Origin of the sequence: Glycomyces sambucus (assembly GCF_900102815.1) — a bacterium.
Taxonomy (GTDB): Bacteria; Actinomycetota; Actinomycetes; order Mycobacteriales; family Micromonosporaceae; genus Glycomyces; species Glycomyces sambucus.
Window position 1 is genome coordinate 256,258 of record NZ_FNGF01000002.1, and the last position, 17,710, is coordinate 273,967.

11 protein-coding genes are annotated in these 17,710 nt (G+C 73.5%); 4 read left to right on the forward strand and 7 right to left on the reverse strand.

Features of this window, described 5'->3' with window-relative positions; all coding sequences use genetic code 11:
* Positions 1-9 precede the first annotated feature (9 nt).
* From BLS99_RS06360 to BLS99_RS06370, 3 genes are read right to left on the reverse strand one after another with little or no spacing between them, the layout of a single operon-like run.
* A complete protein-coding gene (locus tag BLS99_RS06360; protein ID WP_091045568.1) occupies positions 10-3,177 on the reverse strand; it encodes an error-prone DNA polymerase in 3,168 nt (1,055 codons plus the stop codon).
* The gene (locus tag BLS99_RS06365) at positions 3,170-4,555 is read right to left on the reverse strand and encodes a DNA polymerase Y family protein (RefSeq protein ID WP_091045572.1); all 1,386 of its coding nucleotides are present in this window, start codon (positions 4,553-4,555) and stop codon (positions 3,170-3,172) included. The genes BLS99_RS06360 and BLS99_RS06365 overlap by 8 nt, the downstream gene beginning before the upstream one ends.
* Positions 4,552-5,253, reverse strand: coding sequence for a hypothetical protein (locus tag BLS99_RS06370; protein ID WP_143034705.1), 702 nt, complete (start codon positions 5,251-5,253; stop codon positions 4,552-4,554). The genes BLS99_RS06365 and BLS99_RS06370 overlap by 4 nt, the downstream gene beginning before the upstream one ends.
* 87 nt (positions 5,254-5,340) lie before the next feature.
* On the opposite strand from BLS99_RS06370, the gene BLS99_RS25545 reads away from it, so the two are divergent.
* Together BLS99_RS25545 and BLS99_RS27315 are read left to right on the forward strand one after the other, a co-directional pair.
* Complete coding sequence (locus tag BLS99_RS25545; protein WP_143034706.1) at positions 5,341-5,757, forward strand: hypothetical protein; 417 nt, start codon at positions 5,341-5,343, stop codon at positions 5,755-5,757.
* Between the two features lie 448 nt (positions 5,758-6,205).
* On the forward strand, positions 6,206-9,142 hold the full coding sequence (locus BLS99_RS27315) for a carbohydrate binding domain-containing protein (RefSeq protein ID WP_091045577.1): 2,937 nt from the start codon (positions 6,206-6,208) through the stop codon (positions 9,140-9,142).
* 109 nt (positions 9,143-9,251) lie between these two features.
* On the opposite strand, the gene BLS99_RS06380 is transcribed toward BLS99_RS27315, so the two are convergent.
* The 4 genes from BLS99_RS06380 to BLS99_RS06395 all read right to left on the reverse strand — a co-directional run bounded on the left by BLS99_RS06380 (position 9,252) and on the right by BLS99_RS06395 (position 14,745).
* Entirely contained in the window at positions 9,252-9,989 is a 738-nt protein-coding gene (locus BLS99_RS06380; RefSeq protein ID WP_091045580.1) for an SDR family NAD(P)-dependent oxidoreductase, read from the reverse strand.
* Positions 9,990-10,263: 274 nt separating this feature from the next.
* Positions 10,264-12,345 carry a PhoX family protein gene (locus tag BLS99_RS06385; RefSeq protein WP_091045582.1) on the reverse strand — a complete coding sequence of 694 codons (2,082 nt, stop codon included), beginning with the start codon at positions 12,343-12,345 and terminating at the stop codon, positions 10,264-10,266.
* A gap of 179 nt (positions 12,346-12,524) precedes the next feature.
* Complete coding sequence (locus BLS99_RS06390) at positions 12,525-13,880, reverse strand: MFS transporter (RefSeq protein ID WP_245712171.1); 1,356 nt, start codon at positions 13,878-13,880, stop codon at positions 12,525-12,527.
* Between the two features lie 208 nt (positions 13,881-14,088).
* On the reverse strand, positions 14,089-14,745 hold the full coding sequence (locus BLS99_RS06395) for a TetR/AcrR family transcriptional regulator (protein WP_091045588.1): 657 nt from the start codon (positions 14,743-14,745) through the stop codon (positions 14,089-14,091).
* 225 nt (positions 14,746-14,970) lie between these two features.
* On the opposite strand from BLS99_RS06395, the gene BLS99_RS06400 reads away from it, so the two are divergent.
* Together BLS99_RS06400 and BLS99_RS06405 are read left to right on the forward strand one after the other, a co-directional pair.
* Positions 14,971-15,843 carry a shikimate dehydrogenase gene (locus tag BLS99_RS06400; protein ID WP_245712172.1) on the forward strand — a complete coding sequence of 291 codons (873 nt, stop codon included), beginning with the start codon at positions 14,971-14,973 and terminating at the stop codon, positions 15,841-15,843.
* An 11-nt stretch (positions 15,844-15,854) separates the two neighbouring features.
* Positions 15,855-17,708 (forward strand): sugar phosphate isomerase/epimerase and 4-hydroxyphenylpyruvate domain-containing protein, encoded by a 1,854-nt coding sequence (locus BLS99_RS06405; protein ID WP_091045595.1) that lies wholly within the window; start codon positions 15,855-15,857, stop codon positions 17,706-17,708.
* Positions 17,709-17,710 lie beyond the last annotated feature (2 nt).

Consider the following 17,710-nt stretch of genomic DNA (forward strand, 5'->3'; position numbering starts at 1 on the left):
CCGACGCGCTCACCGGAAGTCGCGCGACGGCGCCGCCGGACTGCTCAAGTCCAGCTCGACCAGCTTGTACGCCACGATCATCGGCATCGTGCTCGCATGCGCGTCGACGGCCTTCTCCACCGTCCCCTTGACCCGCAGCGCCTTCGCTACCGTCGCCACCGACTGCCAGCGCTTCCACAGCCCCTGCGAGCACACCACGTTCGCGATCCCCGTCTCGTCCTCCAGGCTCAGGAACGTCGCCCCCTTCGCCGTCGAGGGGCGCTGGCGGTGCGTGACGATCCCGGCGATCTCCACCCGCTTGCCGTCCTTCATGTGCGGCAGCCGCTTCGCGGGCAGCACCCCGTCGGCGTCGAGCGCGGCGCGCGCGAACTCCATGGGGTGCATCTCGACCGACAGGCCCAGGCCCGTGTAGTCGGCGCGCGCGAGCTCGGTCGCGCTCATCCCCGGCAGCGTCGGCGGCGGCGCGGCGGGGCCCGTCCCCGCGATCGTCCCCGGCCGCTCGTCCACCGTGCCCGCCGCCCACAGCGCCCGCCGCCGGTCCGGCTCCAGGCTCTCCAGCGCGCCCGCGACGGCCAGCCGCTCCAGCGCCCCCCGGCCCAGCCCGGCCCGGCGCGCCAGGTCGGCCAGGGACGTGAACGGGCCGTCCGCGTCCCGCGCGGCCGCGATCCGCCCGGCGGGCGCGGACCCCAGGCCCTTCACGTTGTCGAGGCCCAGCCGCAGGTCCGCGACCCCGTGCAGCGGCGGCTCGCACGCCCGGTCGGCCGCGATCAGCGAGGCGACCTCCCCGCTCGCGTTCACGTCCGGGGCCAGCACCGCGATGCCGTGCCGCTGCGCGTCGGCGACCAGCGACGCGGGGGAGTAGAACCCCATCGGCTGGCTCGCCAGCAGCCCCGCGTAGAACGCCGCCGGGTAGTGGCACTTGAGCCACGACGAGGACCACACCAGGTGCGCGAACGAGGCCGCGTGCGACTCCGGGAACCCGAAGTCGGCGAACGACTTCAACTGGTTGTAGATCTGATCGGCCTGCTCCCCGACGATCCCCTTGCGCCCCATGCCCTCGTACAGTCGCGCCCGCAGCTCCTCCATGCGCTCGGCCGACCGCTTGGCGCCCATGGCCCGGCGCAGCCGGTCGGCCTCCCCGCCGTCGAACCCCGCCGCGATGATCGCGATCTGCATGAGCTGCTCCTGGAACAGCGGCACCCCGAACGTCTTCGCCAGCACCGGCATCAGGTCGGGGTGCACCAGGTGCTCCCACGCCTCCCCGTTGCGCCGCCGCAGGTACGGGTGGACCGCGCCGCCCTGGATCGGGCCCGGCCGGATGAGCGCCACCTCCGCCACCAGGTCCCGGAACGTCCGGGGCCGCAGCCGCGGCAGCGTCGCCATCTGCGCCCGCGACTCCACCTGGAACACCCCGACCGTGTCGGCGCGCTGGAGCATCGCGAACACCGCCGCGTCGTCGGGCGGCAGGCGCGCGAGATCGACCCGCACCCCGTGGAACTGCGCCACCAGGTCGACCATCCGGTGCAGCGCCTCCAGCATCCCCAGGCCCAGCAGGTCGAACTTGACCAGCCCCGCGTCCGCGCAGTCCTCCTTGTCCCACTGGAGGACCGTGCGGTCCTGCATCCGCGCCGGCTCCACCGGCACGATCTGGCTCACCGGCTCCTCCGTGAGCACCATCCCGCCCGGGTGGATGCCCAGGTGCTGCGGCATGTCCCGCAGCTCGGACGCCAGGGCCTGGACGTCCACCGGGATGTCCCCCGCCTCCTCGGGATCGAGCCCGCTCCAGCGGTGCAGGCGCTTCGACCACGCCACCGCCTGGTCGTGCCCGTACCCCAGCGCCTTCGCCGCGTCGCGCACCGCCGACCGCGGCCGGTACGTCACCACGTTCGCCACCAGCGCCGCCCGGTCCCGCCCGTACCGCTCGTACACGTACTGGATGACCTCCTCGCGCCGCCCCGACTCGATGTCCACGTCGATGTCCGGCGGGCCGTCCCGGTCGGCCGACAGGAACCGCTCGAACAGCAGCCCGAAGTCGATCGGGTCCACATTGGTGATCCCCAGGGCGTAGCAGACCGCGCTGTTGGCGGCCGAACCCCGGCCCTGGCACAGGATGTCCCGCTCCCGGCAGAAGCGCACGATGTCGGCCACGATGAGGAAGTACCCCTCGAACCCCAGCCCCCCGATCACCCGCACCTCCTTGTCCAGCTGCGCCCACGCCGCCCGCAGCGCCGGGTCGTACGGGTCCCCGTACCGGTCCCGCGCCCCCGCCACCACCAGCGCCGCCAGCGCCGACAGGTCGTCGTGGCCCTCCGGAACCGGGAAGCGCGGCAGCCGCGGCTTCAGCAGCTCCAGGTCGAACGCGCACTCGGCCGCGATCCGCACCGACTCCTCCACCGCCGCAGGGAAGTCCGCGAACCGCAGCGCCATCTCCCCGCCCGAGCGCAGGTGCGCCCCCGCGTTCGCCGGCAGGTACGGATCGGCCTGGTCGAGCGTGCTCCGCGCCCGGATCGCCGCCAGCGCCGCGGCCGCCTTCGCCCGCGCCGGCGACGCGAAGTGCACGTTGTTCGTCGCCACCACCGGCACCCCGCAGCGCCGCGCCACCGCCGCCAGGGCCTCCATCCGCTCGACGTCCCCGGGCAGGTCGTGGCAGGTCAGCTCCACCGACACGCGCCCGGGACCGAACAGGTCCACCAGCGTGCGCAGCTCCCGCTCGGCCGCGGCGGGCCCGCCCGCGGCCAGCGCCGAGTGCAGCGGGCCCTTGCGGCAGCCGGTGAGCACCTGCCAGCGCCCGCCCGCATGAGCGGCCAGCGACTCGATCCCGTACCGGGGCAGGTCCTTCTCACCGCCCGCGAGCTTCGCCTCCGTGATCGCCCGCGACAGCCCCCGGTACCCGCCCGGGTCCCGCGCCAGCACCACCAGGTGCGTCCCGGCCGGGTCCGCCTGGCCCCGCCGCGCCCGCGGCATGTCCAGGCCCAGCTCCGCCCCGAACACCGTCGGCAGGCCCGCCGCCCTCGCGGCCGTGGCGAACTGCGACACCGCGTACAGGCCGTCGTGGTCGGTGATCGCGAGCCCCCGCAGCCCCAGCCGGACCGCCTCGGCGGTCAGCGCCGCGGGGGAGTCGGCGCCGTCGGCGAACGAGTAGTGCGAATGGCAGTGCAGCTCCGCGTAGTCAGTCATACCAGCCCACCGCCCGCCACCGGCCGTCCTCCCGGGCCAGCAGCGCGACGCTCCCGTCGGCGAGCTCCACCTGGAGGCGCGCGTACCGGCGCGCGTCCGCGCTCCACCACCGCTCGGCCACCGGCCACGGCCCCGCCCACGCCGCGATCCGGATCCGCCTGCCGCCCAAGGCCACCAGTGCCGGCGTCGCCGACAGGTCGCCGCGCGCCGACACCGCCACGACCGCGCCGGCCGCGTCCAGGACCTCCACGTCCTGCCCGGTGCCGGTGAGCTGCGGCAGCGGGTCGGGCAGCCCGCCCGGCCACGGCCCCGACGGCTGCGGCGGCGGCGGTTCGACCTCCCAGGCGGCGCTGGCGTACCGCTCGGAGAGGTCGCGGCCGTCGGAGGGCCCGGCGATGCGGACGGCCTCGGGGCCGAGCAGGCTCTGCGTGTGCCGCAGGGCCGCTTCGGCCCTGACGGCGGCGGCGGTCTTCTCGCCCCACAGGCCGCGCCCGGCGGCGACGAGGCCGACCAGGCCGCCGGGGGCGAGTTCGAGCGAGGTGACGGCGTTCGCGGCCTCGTCGCCGCCGTGGACGAGCGGGCCGGCGGCGAGCCAGCCCTCGAGCTGCCAGCGGACGCGGCGGGCGAGGTCGGGGGCGGTGATGGCGGGGTCGATCTGCCAGGTCCGGCGCCGCTCCAGGCCGCTGCCGGTGCGGGCGGTGACGGTGACGCGGGTGCAGGTGAGGTTGCGCTCGTCGAGGACGCGCAGCAGCCGCTCGGCGAGCGGGCGGGCCGCGAAGACGGCGTGCTCGACGGTCTCGTACGGCGTCTCGGGCGTGTCGGCGACCGCGAGTTCGGGCGCGACGGGTCGCGGCACGAGCGGGCGGGTGGAGCGCCCCGCGGCGAGCGCCTGGGCCCGCCGCACCGGCGCGCCGAACCGCTCGGCCACGGCCTGCGGCGGGAGCTCCCGGAACTTCCCGAGCGTGTCGATTCCCAGGTGCCGCAGGATCTCGCAGGTCTCCGGCTCCACCAGGGCGGTGGCGAGGAGGTCGGCGACGTCCCTTCGCGCGAGGAACGCGGCGTCGCCGCCGGGCGGCACGATCCGGCCGTCGCGGGCGGCCAGGACGGCTGCGAACAGGCCGTCGGCGACACCGGTGAGGCAGTCCTGCTCGACCAGGCCCGAGACGGTGTCGATGAGCCGCTCGCAGAACAGCGCCTCGTCGCCGGACCCGGCGCGCAGGGGCACGGCCGCGCAGCCCGGTTCGAGGACCTCGACGTACGGGGTGAGCAGGTCGAGGGCGTCCAGGACCGGCTCGAACGCGGCGGCGTCCTCCCCGTCCCAGTCGACCAGCCGCATCACCAGGACCCGGCTGGGGGCCCGGCGGATGCGCGGGTTCACGGCCCCTCACCTCCGGCGATCCGGGCCGCGGCGGGAACCGGGCCGCCGGCGTCATCGAGGGTCCGGGCCCCGCCGAACGAAGCCGCATCGCCGCGCGGTTCGGCGGCACTCTGTTCGGCGGTACTCGGCTCGATTGCGCTCTGCTCGACAGTGCTCTGTTCAACAGTGCGGTCGCGGAGGTCGAGGACGTGCTCGGGGGGCCTGCCGCCGTAGGGCCAGACGGAGGCGCGGCGGACACCGCCCGAGCGCCAGCGGGAGGCGACCTCGAGTTCGCAGGCGTCGAGCCGCCCCGCGCCCCAGCGGCGTCCGGCGTTCTCGCGCAGGCCCTTCCAGTGGGCGCGGGCCACCTGGAGCCGGGCGTCGGCGCCGGCCACGGGCCGGGTCTCCCACCACACGATGGAGGTGCCGCTGCCGCGGGCGCGCGCGGCCAGGCGCCGCGCCTGCACGGGGCTCAGGGCCTCGCTGGGGACGACGATCGCGGCGACGCCCTCGGCCAGCGCCCCGGCCGCCTCGGCGACGCGCGACCCCGGGTCGACCAGCGCCACCCGCCCGAGGTCGACCCCGGCGGCGGTCGCGGCGAGCGGGTAGACGCGCGGCAGCCCGACCAGCGCGCACCACGCTCCGGCCCCGGTCGGCCCGGCGAGGAGCCGCCACAGCAGTGAGGTGGCCCCCCGCCGCCCGGCCGTGATCGCTGTCACTGTTGCGAGTCCGCCGTGGGGGAGGAGCCCGGAAATGTCGGAGGTGACCGGCAGGATGGTCTTCGGAGTTCCGACGACCGCCTGGCGGTGCTGTTCGATATGGCGACGCTGCTCGGCGAGACTGTGTTGCTCGGTGTGACGGTGTTGTTCGGCGTGGCGGTGCTGCTCGGCGAGACGCTGCTCGGTCTGGCGCTCGGCCTGCCCAAGCAGGCGGCTCTCGGTCGAGTCCGGCGCCTGCCGCCCGGCGGCCCGGCCCGCCTCGCCCGGCGCCGCAGGCGCCGGGGCCGTGCCCGCGGCGGCACCGCGAAGGTCCGCGCCTGTGCGCAGCCCGAGCTCAGCGGCCAATGCGGCCGCGACCGTCGTCGCCACCAGAACCCCCGTGCTGTGTCGAACGTGTGTATCAAGATCAACTTACCGAACCTCGACGCCGATGCAACATCAAACGGGTGTTCGATAAATCTCGCGGGCCTGGTATGGCCGACCCCACGCCACTCGTCCGGGTGACAATGCCCCCGCGACCCCGGTTTCCTGTCGCACCCCCCGGCAAGACTGGCCGCTACGGTCCCCTCAGGGTGGGTGGGGGTTTGGGATGGTATACGACCTTCAGCTCTTAAAGCGCGTCGCGAACACTTCTCGGTCGGTTTCCCGGAGAAGCCCTGCTCGATCCGATCCGCGTCATTTCACCGTGCCGTTCCACGGCGCCGCTCCGCAGTGTCGTTCTGCGGTGTCCCTCCATGGTGTCGATGGTGCCGCTCGATGGTGCCGCTCCACGGTGCCACTCGACGTGTCATCTCGCAGTGCCGTCCCGCGGTGCCATTCGATCATTAATCGAGACATGGCTATATAGAAAAGCCTGTGCTAAAGTCTGGTTACTTCTTGCAAGAACTGCAAGAACACATCTGGGAACGGCAAGAAACACCGGATCGACCACCACGCCCCACAGGAGTTCGACATGACCCGCGGACACCGCCGCCGTTCCCGGCTGCTCGCCGCCGTCCTCGCACTGGCCGCCGCGCTCATGGCGCTGCTGGCCGTCCCCGCCGCGACGGCCGCCGCCACCACCGCCACCGTCTACTACCGCGCCCCCGCCGGGTGGACCGGCGCCAACCTCCACTACGCCGCCGACGGCGGCGCCTGGACCGCCGTGCCCGGCGTCCCCATGGCCGCCGCCTGCACCGGCTGGCTCTCCCGCACCGTCGACCTCGGCGCCGCGACCGGCGCGCAGGTCGTCTTCAACAACGGCGCCGGGACCTGGGACAACAACAACGGCGCGAACTACCGGATCGGCTCGGGCGACGTCACCGTCTCCGGCGGCCGCGTCGCCGCCGGGAACCCCTGCGGCGGCGAGGAGGCCGTCGTCTACTACGACCTCACCTCCATGGGCTGGACCCAGGCATACCTCCACTACGCCGTGAACGGCGCGTGGACCACCGCCCCCGGCACCGCCATGGCCGAGCCCGCCTGCGCCGGCTGGGCCCGCCTCACCGTCCCCCTCGGCTCCGCCGCCGGCCTCACCGCCGCGTTCAACAACGGTGGCGGCGTCTGGGACAACAACGGCGGCGCCGACTACCGGATCGGCACCGGCACCACCCTCGTGACCGGCTCCGAGGCCGCCGCCGGCACCGACCCCTGCGAGGCCGCCGAGCCCGACACCACCGCCCCCGCCGCGCCCGCGGGCGTGACCGCGGTCGTCAACGCCACCACGGTGATCCTGTCCTGGAACGCCGCCACCGACGACGTCGGCGTCACCGGCTACCGCCTCACCCGCACCTCCGCAGGCGGCACCGAAACCCGCACCACCACCGCCACCGAGTTCACCGACGCGAACCTTGACCCCGACACCCGCTACACCTACACCGTGGCCGCCTACGACGCCGCCGGGAACGTCTCGGCCGCCAGCGCCGCCGTCACCGCCATCACCGGCGACGCCCCGCCGACCGCCGCCGGCGGCGAGATGCTCGGCGGCGACCCCCGCCAGGATCCCATCTACTTCGCCATGACCGCCCGCTTCTACGACGGCGACGAGTCGAACAACCGCGGCGGCGCCAAGCACGAGACCTCCGGCAACGCCGCGTACGACGACCCCATGTTCCGCGGCGACTTCTCCGGCCTCATCGAGCGCCTCGACTACATCAAGGCCCTCGGCTTCTCCGCCGTCTGGATCACCCCGGTCGTCCTCAACCGCTCCGACTACGACTACCACGGCTACCACGGGTACGACTTCTACGAGATCGACGCCCGCCTCGAATCCGAGGGCGCCTCCTACCAGGACCTCATCGACACCGCCCACGACAAGGGCATGAAGATCTACCAGGACGTCGTCTTCAACCACTCCTCCCGCTGGGGCGCGGTCGGCCTGGAGACCCCCACCGTCTACGGCGTCCAGGACGCCCAGTGGGGCGACTTCTACGACACCTACAACCCCGACTTCACCTACGACGGCCTCGCCGTCGAACCGGGCTCGGGCCGCTCCCACTACAACGGCGACCTCTGGTCCACCGCCGAGCCCGCCGGCAACACCTGCCGCAACTGGGGGCAGTTCACCGGCAACTACAGCGCCGAGGGCTGGAAGGTCTACCACTGCCAGTGGCCCAGCCCGACCTCCGGCATGTTCTCCGCCGCGAACTACCACCAGTGCTGGATCGGGAACTGGGAGGGCGAGGACGCCCGCTCCTGCTGGATCCACGAGGACCTCGCCGACTTCAACACCGAGGACGAGGCGGTGCAGGAGTACCTGATCGGCGCCTACGAGCAGTACATCGACATGGGCGTCGACGGCTTCCGCGTCGACACCGCCGTCCACATCCCGCGCGTCACCTGGAACCGGGTCTTCCTGCCCGCCCTCCAGGAGCACCTGACGGCCAAGTACGGCGCCGAGAAGGCGCAGGACTTCTACATCTTCGGCGAGGTCGCCGCGTTCGTCCACGACCGCTGGAACCGCGGCTCGGTCAACCACTCCGCGCAGTTCTACACCTGGCAGGAGCGCCGCGAGTACGCCGCCGACGACGTGGCCGCCGCCCTGGAGCAGTACGACTGGGAGAACACCCAGGGCACCGGGAACCAGCCCACCAGCGACAACGCCTTCCTCGACGGGAACACCTACCACGCCCCCGACCACTCCCAGTTCTCCGGCATGAACATCATCGACATGCGCATGCACATGAACTTCGGAGAGGCGTCGAACGCGTTCTTCAACGGCAAGGACTCCGACCCCTGGGTCAACGACGCCACCTACAACGCCGTCTACGTCGACTCCCACGACTACGGCCCCAACAAGTCCAGCACCCGCTACGCCGGGGGCACCGACGCCTGGGCCGAGAACATGAACCTCATGTGGACCTTCCGCGGCATCCCGACCCTGTTCTACGGCTCCGAGATCGAGTTCCAGGCCGGGGTGCGGATCGACTGCGGCCCCACCTGCCCCCTGGAGGAGACCGGCCGCGCCTACTACGGCGACCACCTCGAAGGCACCCTCGCCGTCAGCGACTTCAGCCAGGTCGACTCCGCCACCGGCGCGATCGCGACCACACTGGACCAGCCGCTCGTGCAGCACCTCCAGCGGCTCAACGAGATCCGCCGGGCCGTCCCCGCGCTCTCGATGGGCCAGTACTCCACCGAGGACGTCAGCGGCGGCATCGCCTTCAAGCGCCGCTACACCGACGCCGACACCGACAGCTTCGCCCTCGTGGCCGTCACGGGCTCGGCGACCTTCACGAACATCCCCAACGGCACCTACACCGACGCCGTCACCGGCGACGTCAAGACCGTCGCGAACGGCACCCTCACCGCCACCGTGAGCGGCCAGGGCGACATGGCCGTGTGGGTGCTCGACACCGCGCTCACCGACGCGCCGGGCCAGGTCGGCGAGGACGGGCCCTACCTCTCCTGACCCGCCCCCGGACCGCCGGAAGCCTTGCCCTCCCAGAAGGGCCGGGCCGGCCGCGGGGCGACCCCCCGCGGCCGGCCCGGCCCGCCTACCCGTCCGGTCCCGGACCGCGCTAGTCGATCGTGTGGCCGCCGTTGACCGTTAGGCGCTGGCCGGTCACGAACGACGCCGCGTCGGAGGCCAGGTAGGACACCGCGGCGGCGATGTCGCCGGGCACGCCCATGCGGCCCATCGGGACGTCGGCCACGTACCCGGCGGTGTCGGCGTCGGTGAGCTCGCCGTGGCGCTCCACCGGGGTCCAGCCGGGCGCCACCAGGTTCACGGTGATCCCGTCGGCGCCCAGCTCCCGCGCCCACGACCGGGTCAGGCCCCACTGCGCGCCCTTCGCGGCCACATAGGCCGACCAGCCCGCGAGCGCCCGCTCGAACATGTCCGAGCCGATCTGCACCACCCGGCCGCCGCCCGCTTCGCGCATGTCCGGCAGGAACGCCTTGAGCAGCAGGGTCGGGCTCTTGACGAAGAACTCCAGCTGCGCGAGGTGGTCGCTCCACTCCAGGCGCTCGACCGGGACCTCCGGCTGCGGGCCGGTGGCGTTCGCCACCAGCACCGTCACCGGGCCCAGCCCGGTGCGCACCCGCGCGGCGAGGTCCGCGACCGCGGCCTCGTCGGTGACGTCGCCGCCGAACGCGGCGGCGGTGCCGCCCGCGGCCCGGATGTCGGCGACGACCCGCTCGGCCGCGTCGGCGCTGGAGCCGTAGTTGACCGCGACGGCGAACCCGTCGGCGGCGAGGCGGCGCGCGATGACCGCGCCGAGACCGCGGGACGCACCGGAGACGAAGGCGACGGGCATGGCAGGAGTCCTCCAGACGGGCGGGCCGCCCTTCGGCCCGGTCGAACCTAGCCGCCGCTGAACCGGTTCGGCAACTCCCGTCCCGGCCACGGAGACGCGACGCGGGGGATCGGGGCGGCGGTCCGGGAGGCAGCGGTTCGGGAGGCGGCGGTTCGGCATTGGGCCGGACCGGCAGCGCCCTCACCCCGAGCCGGCCCCCGGACCACCCGGCGGCACCACGCCCGAACGCCGAACGGCGGCGCCCCCCAGGGAGCGCCGCCGTCCGTTCAGCCGGTCAGCAGCCGATGCTGTCGAAGCCCTCGCGGGTCACGTTCACGATCGCCGGCCGCGGGAGCGAGCCGGGGCCGTCGGGCCACTGCGAGAGCGGGTTCTCGTAGCTCGCGCCGGACAGCTCGCCCGGGTGCTGGGCCGCGACCAGGATGTGCTTGTCCTGCACCACCGGGCCGCAGGTCTCCGCGCCGATCGGCACCGTCAGGAACTGCTTGGTCAGGCCGCGGTACCGGCCCTCCAGCGCGACGGCGAACAGGCCGTCGTTCGAGCCCAGCGCGTTGCCGTCGGTCGAGATCCACAGGTTGCCGTGCGGGTCGAACGCCACGTTGTCGGGGCACGAGATCGGCGAGACCTGGTCCTTCGGGAAGCCGCCGAAGTAGGTGTCGGCCGCGGCCGGGTCGCCGCAGACCAGCAGCAGGTTCCAGCCGAACGTCGACGCCGTCGGGTCGTCGCGGCGCTCGGTCAGCTCCAGGACCTGCCCGTGCTTGTTCGCGTTGCGCGGGTTCGCCTCGTCGGCCTTCGCGTTCGAGCCGGTGCCGCGGTTGGTGTTGTTGGTGAGCGCCACGTACACCTTGCCGGTCTTCGGGCTCGGCTCGACGTCCTCGGGGCGGTCCATCTTGGTCGCGCCGACCCGGTCCGCGGCCTGGCGGGTGTGCACGTACACCTCTTCGGCCGAGAAGCCGTCCACGTACGACCGGTCGCCCGAGGCGAGCTTGATCCACTCGCCGGAGCCGTCGAAGGCCCCGTCGCGGGGCAGCGCGCCCGAGCCGTCGATCTGCTCGACCGGGCTGTCGCCGGTGAACTTCGCGACGTACAGCGTGCCTTCGTCGAGGAGCTTGCGGTTGTGCTCGCGGGCGCTGCGGGAGTTCCCGGTCTTCATCTTGTGCTTGGAGATGAACTTGTACATGTAGTCGAAGCGCTCGTCGTCGCCCATGTAGACCACGACCCGGCCGTCGCGCGCCAGGCGCGGGCCCGCGCCCTCGTGCTTGAAGCGGCCCAGCGCGGTCCGCTTGCGCGGCGCCCAGTCGGGGTCGTACGGGTCCAGCTCGACGATCCACCCGAACCGGTTCGGCTCGTTCGGCTCCTGCACCAGGTCGAAGCGGGTGTCGTACTGCTCCCACTTGCGGGCCGAGGCCCCGCCGGAGAAGCCGTAGCGCGCCAGCGCCGCCTTCCGCTCCGGGTCGGTCACCGACGCGAAGTTCGCGAAGTACTGGTTGAAGTTCTCCTCGCCCGAGAGGACCGTGCCCCACGGGGTGGTCCCGCCCGCGCAGTTGTTCAGCGTGCCGAGCGCGGTCTCGCCCTCGGGGTCCGCGGAGGTCTTCAGCAGGTCCGAGCCGGCGGCCGGGCCGCTGATGACGAACGGGGTCTCGGCGGTGATGCGGCGGTTGAGCCCGTCGCCGACGACGGGGGTGAGCGCCCCGGTGCGGCGGTCCTCCTTCACCGTCACCACCGACAGGCCGTGCGCGGCCAGGCCGATGCGGATCTGGTCCTCGGTCGGCGCGGCCTCGTCGTAGTCCGGGAGCATGGAGCTCTCGGTGGTGTACTCGTGGTTCGCGACCAGGACCTTCTTGTGGCGGTCCGAAGGATGGGGGAGGAGCGCCACGTAGTCGTTGTTGTACCCGAACTGGCCCGCCTGCGACTCGGGGGTCTGGTTCTCGGGGTCGAACTCGGGGGCGCCCGCGAGGACCGGGTCGCCCCAGGCGATCACGACCTGCTGCTCGTAGCCCTCGGGGGTGACGACCGCGTCCTCGCGGTTGGGGGCGACCGCGTCGAAGTCGAGGCCGCGGGGCGCGCGGCCCCACCAGTGCGCCGAGGAGGCGTCGCCGCCGGCGTCGGCCGCGGCCGCGGGGGCGGCGACCGCGCCGGTCGCACCCACGACCAGGCCCGCCGCCACGCCGCCCTTGAACAGGCCGCGGCGCGACACCGCCTTGGCGATCACGTCGCCCAGGTACTCGTTGTCGGAGGTGTTCGGGACCGGGTGGCTGCAGGCGTCGCCGCAGCGGTACATGCACGTCAGCGCCGAGCGCCCGCCGTGCACGGACGGGAACAGCTGCAGGCGCCGGCGCTCCGGGTTCTGGGGTTGCATTCGCTTCTCCATGGCAGTCCGATGGGGAACGCGTGCGGGGGTCGCTGCGTTCGGTTGTCTCTCGCCCCGGACGCTATGCGGCACGGGTACGCGGTTCCACCAACGTCGAATGAACAGCCGGAGAACGCCCTCGCCACGGTAGTGCGGATTCGTCCGAGGCGAGGGCGAAACGGCGCGGCTCAGCCCGCGGCGCCCGAGGCCGCCCGCGCGGGCGCCCCCTTCACGCCCAGCAGCTCGGTCGGGACCTTCGCGGTCTCCCGCGCCGTCGCCACCGCGATCGCGTTCACCAGGCACATGACCGCGGTGAACACCGCGACCCGCACCCACGCGCCCTTGTCGGCGCCTTCGATCGCGACCGCGATCGTGGGCAGGAACCCGCTGATCGCGAACCCGATCTGGGTCCCGATCGCCATCCCCGACAGGCGCACCCGCGCGGTGAACATCTCCCCGTAGAACGAGGGCCAGGTCGCGTTCGCCGCCTGGTACACGAGCCCGAACAGGAGGATGCCGAGCCCGAATACGAGCGCCCAGTTCCCGATCGAGATCGCCCACAGGTACGGGAAGATGAGGATGCCGCACCCGATCGAGCCGGTCAGGAACACCGGCTTGCGCCCGTACCGGTCGGCCGCGATGCCCCACAGGGGGATCAGCGCCACCGCGAGGATGTTCGCGGCGACCCCGACCCACAGCATCGGGGTCCGCTCCAGCCCGACGGTGTTGACCGCGTACGTGAGCGCGTAGACGGTGAAGATCGTCGAGACCGAGGCGATGAGGGCCGCGCACACCACGCGCAGCACGTCGGCCCAGTGGTCGCGCAGCAGCACCGCGAGCGGCAGCTTCACCACGTCGCCCGAGCGGGCCGCGTCCTCGAACACCGGGGTCTCGTCGAGCCGGCGGCGGATGACGTAGCCGACGACGACCATGATCACGCTGGCCCAGAACGGGACCCGCCAGCCCCACGACAGCAGCGCCTCCTCGGGGAGGGCCGCGACGGGCAGGAACGCGGCGGTGGCGATGAGCTGCCCGGCCTGCGTCCCGCTCAGCGTCCAGGAGGTGAAGAACGCCCGGCGGTGCGCGGGCGCGTGCTCCAGGCTCATCGAGTTCGCGCTGGCCTGCTCGCCCGCGGCCGACAGGCCCTGGAGGAGGCGCAGCGTGACCAGGAGGATCGGCGCGGCGATCCCGATGGTCTCGTAGCCCGGCAGGCACCCGACGAGGAACGTGGAGGCGCCCATGAGCAGCAGGGTGAAGACGAGGACCTTCTTGCGGCCGAAGCGGTCCCCGACGTGGCCGAGGATGACGGCGCCGAGCGGGCGGGCCGCGTAGCCGACGCCGAAGGTGGCGAGGGCGAGGAGGGTCCCGGTGGCGGGGTGGGACTCGGGGAAGAACACCCGGCCGAACACGAGTGCGGCCGCGGTGCCGTAGATGAAGAAGTCGTAGTACTCCAGGGCCGAGCCGATCCAGGCGGCGACGGCGGTCTTGCGGGGCGCGCCCCGGTGCGCGGGGCCCGGGGGCTGGGGGGCGGGGTGGTCGGACACGGTGAACTCCTCCGGCGGTGCGCCGTTGCAGGGCGGCGGGGTGGCCATTCCATCCAGTGAACGTACTGGATAGTTATGTACTGCTTGGTTAATCACCGATCATTCGCCAGCGTGGCGGCGCTGTCAAGAGGCTGGAGCGCGCGATATGCGCAGGTCGGCGGGCAGCATGCATCGCGGCCCGTCGATACGGAAGCAGGGGAGGGCGGGGTCAGCGCCTGGAGAGGTACTCCACGACCATGTCGCCGAGCATGGTCCGGTGGTGCGCGCGGCGCCCGGGGTCGAGCATGTCGCGGCCGAAGATCGTGCTCCAGGTGTGCCGGTTGGCGATCCGGAAGACGCAGTACGAGGAGATGAGCATGTGGACGTCGAGGGCGTCCACGTCCTCGCGGAGCACGCCCGCGGCCCAGCCGCGTTCGAGGATGCGCCCGATGAGCTCGGGGACCGGCGCCGACAGGCTCGGGAGCATCTCGGACTGCGCGAGGTGCTTGGCGCCGTGGATGTTCTCGATGCTCACCAGGCGGATGAAGTCCGGGTGCGACTCGTGGTGGTCGAAGGTGAGCTCGGCGAGCTGGCGGAGCGCGGCGAGGGGGTCGAGGTGCTCGACGTCGACCTGCCGCTCCAGGGAGCGGATCACCGAGTACGCCTGCTCCAGGACCGCGAGGTAGAGGCCCTGCTTGCTCTGGAAGTAGTAGTAGATCATCCGCTTGGTGGTGCGGGTCTTCGCGGCGATCTCGTCGACCCGCGCGCCCGCGTAGCCGTTGGCCGCGAACTCGCTCGTGGCCACGTCGAGGATCTCGGCCCGGGTGCGCTGGGGGTCGCGGACGCGGCCTTCGGCCGGCGCGGTCTCGGGCGGCTGGGTGCTCAAGCGGTTCCCCCGGGTGGCGGTGCGTTGCGGACTCGCAACTGTATCCCGCTCCCGCGCGCGCCGGCCCCACGGCCGCTCGTGCGGTGGGGCGCAGTGGGTCCGGTCGCGCACCGCCTTCCCGGGCGCGGCGCCTTTCCGAACCCCGTGCCTTTCCAAACGTCCCCGGGGTTGCTAAGTTGAAGTAACTAGTTCGTACATATGCGGCCGCATCGCGAGGAGACCCCCGTGCCCACTGACTTCGGCGCTCCCGGCGCGCACCTCATCGGGCTCATCGGCGCCGGGATCGGGCCCTCCCTCAGCCCCGCGCTCCACGAGCGCGAGGCCGACGCCCTGGGCCTGCGGTACCAGTACCGGCGCCTCGACCTCCTCGACCTCGGGATCGGGCCCGAGCGGATCGGCGACCTCCTCGCGGCCGCGCGGCTCACCGGCTACACCGGACTGAACGTCACCCACCCGGTCAAGCAGGCCGTCATCGCCCACCTCGACGCCCTCGCGGAGGAGGCCGCCGTCCTCGGCGCGGTCAACACCGTCCTCTTCAAGGGCGGCAGAGCGATCGGCTACAACACCGACGCCTCCGGGTTCGCCCGCTCCGCCATGGGCGGCCTCGCGGGGGCCGCGCTCGACCGGGTCGTCGTCCTCGGCGCGGGCGGCGCCGGCGCCGCGGTCGCCCACGCGCTCCTGGGCATCGGCGCCGGACACGTCCTGGTCCTCGACCTCGACACCGACCGCGCCGCCCGCCTCGCCGACGCCCTCGGCGCCCACTTCGGCCGCGACCGCATCGGCTCCGGGCCCGCCGACGCGCTCGCAGGTGCCGTCGCGGGTGCCGACGGCCTCGTCCACGCCACCCCCACCGGCATGGCCGCCCACCCCGGCTCGGCGGTGCCGAGCGGGCTCCTGCGGCCGGACCTGTGGGTCGCCGAGGTCGTCTACTTCCCGCTGGAGACCGCGCTGCTCACCGCCGCCCGCGCCGCCGGATGCCGTGTCCTCGACGGCGGCCGCATGGCCGTCTACCAGGCCGTGGACTCCTTCCGGCTGTTCACCGGCACCGAACCGGACGCCGACCGGATGCTCCGCCACTTCGACGAGCTCGCCCGCTGAGGAGGACCCCCGTGCACACCCTGGGCATCGCCACCGTCTGCCTCTCCGGCACCCTCGACGACAAGCTCACCGCGGCCGCCGCCGCGGGCTTCGACGGTGTGGAGGTCTTCGAACCCGACCTCGTCGCCGCCGCCGACGGCCCCGAGGAGGTCCGCGCCCGCTGCGCCGACCTCGGCCTGAGCATCGACCTGTACCAGCCGTTCCGCGACTTCGAGGCCGTCCCGCCCGGCCTGCTGCGCGCCAACCTGCGCCGCGCCGAGGCGAAGTTCGCGGTCATGGAGCGCCTGGGCGCCGACCTCATGCTCGTGTGCTCCAGCGTCCACCCCGACGCCGTGGACGACGACGACCTCGCCGCCGAACACCTGCACCTCCTCGCCGAGCGCGCCGCCGGCCACGGCGTGCGCCTCGCCTACGAGGCCCTGGCCTGGGGCCGCCACGTCGCCACCTACGACCGGGCCTGGCGGATCGTGCGCCGCGCCGACCACCCGAACCTGGGCCTGTGCCTCGACTCCTTCCACATCCTCTCGCGCGGCTCCGACCCGGCCGCGATCCGCGTCATCCCGCCCGAGAAGCTGTTCTTCCTCCAGCTCGCCGACGCCCCGCACCTCGACATGGACGTGCTCCAGTGGAGCCGCCACCACCGGCTCTTCCCCGGGCAGGGCGCCTTCGACCTCCCCGGGTTCCTGCGCACCGTCCTCGGCACCGGCTACACCGGGCCGCTCTCCCTCGAGGTCTTCAACGACGTGTTCCGCCAGTCGGACCCGCGCGTGGCGGCCGTCGACGCGCTCCGGTCCCTCCTCGGCCTCCAGGAGGCCGCCGGGCACACCGCCCTGCCCGCGCCGCCGCGCCTCGACGGCACCGCGTTCGTCGAGATCGGCGCCGGACCCGGTGCCGACGCCGAGGTCACCGGGGCCCTGGAGGCGCTCGGGTTCACGCGCGGCGGCGAGCACCGCTCGAAGCCGGTCTCCCTGTGGGAGCAGGGGAGCGCCCGCGTCCTCGTCAACCGCGCCGCCGCGGCCGAGGGCGCGACCGCGGTGGCCGCCATCGCCGTCGAGAGCACCGATCCGCCCGCGTCGGCCCGCCGGGCCGAACGCCTCCTCGCCCCGGTCCTGCCGCGCGAGCACCGCGCCGGCGAAGCCGACCTCGCGGCCGTCGCCGCCCCCGGCGGCACCTCGGTGTTCTTCTGCCGCACCGACGCCGCCGAAGGCTGGCGCGCCGACTTCGCACCCACCGGCGAAGTCCCGGACCCCGGCGCGGGCCTCACCGCCGTCGACCACGTGGCCCTGACCCAGCAGACCGACGACTTCGACGGCGCCGCGCTCTTCTACCGCACCGTCTTCGGCCTCCACCCCGAGAAGGCCGCCGAGGTCGCGGCCCCCTTCGGGCTCATGCGGAGCCTGTCGATGACCGACGCCGAACGCCGGGTCCGCATCGCCCTGAGCGTGGCCGCGGTCCGCCGCGGCGGCTGGGCCCCCGGCGTCCCCCACCCCCAGCACGTCGCCTTCGCCACCGCCGACGCCGCCACCGCCGCGGCGCGCCTGCGCGGGGCCGGGCTCCTGCTGGAGATTCCCGGCAACTACTACGACGACCTCGACGCGCGCCTCGACCTGCCCCCCGACCGCCTCGCCCTCATGCGGGAGCGCTCGCTGCTGTACGACCGCGACGAGCACGGCGAGCTCCTCCACTGCTACACGCCCGTCCTCGGCTCCCGCGTCTTCTTCGAGGCGGTGCAGCGCATCGGCGGCTACACCGGCTACGGCGCCCCCAACGCCCCGGTCCGCATGGCCGCGCACCGCCGCGAACGCCTCGCCCGGAGCCGAGCGGCGCGCCCTCACTGGTCGCCGCCCACCCCGACGCAGCGGTAATG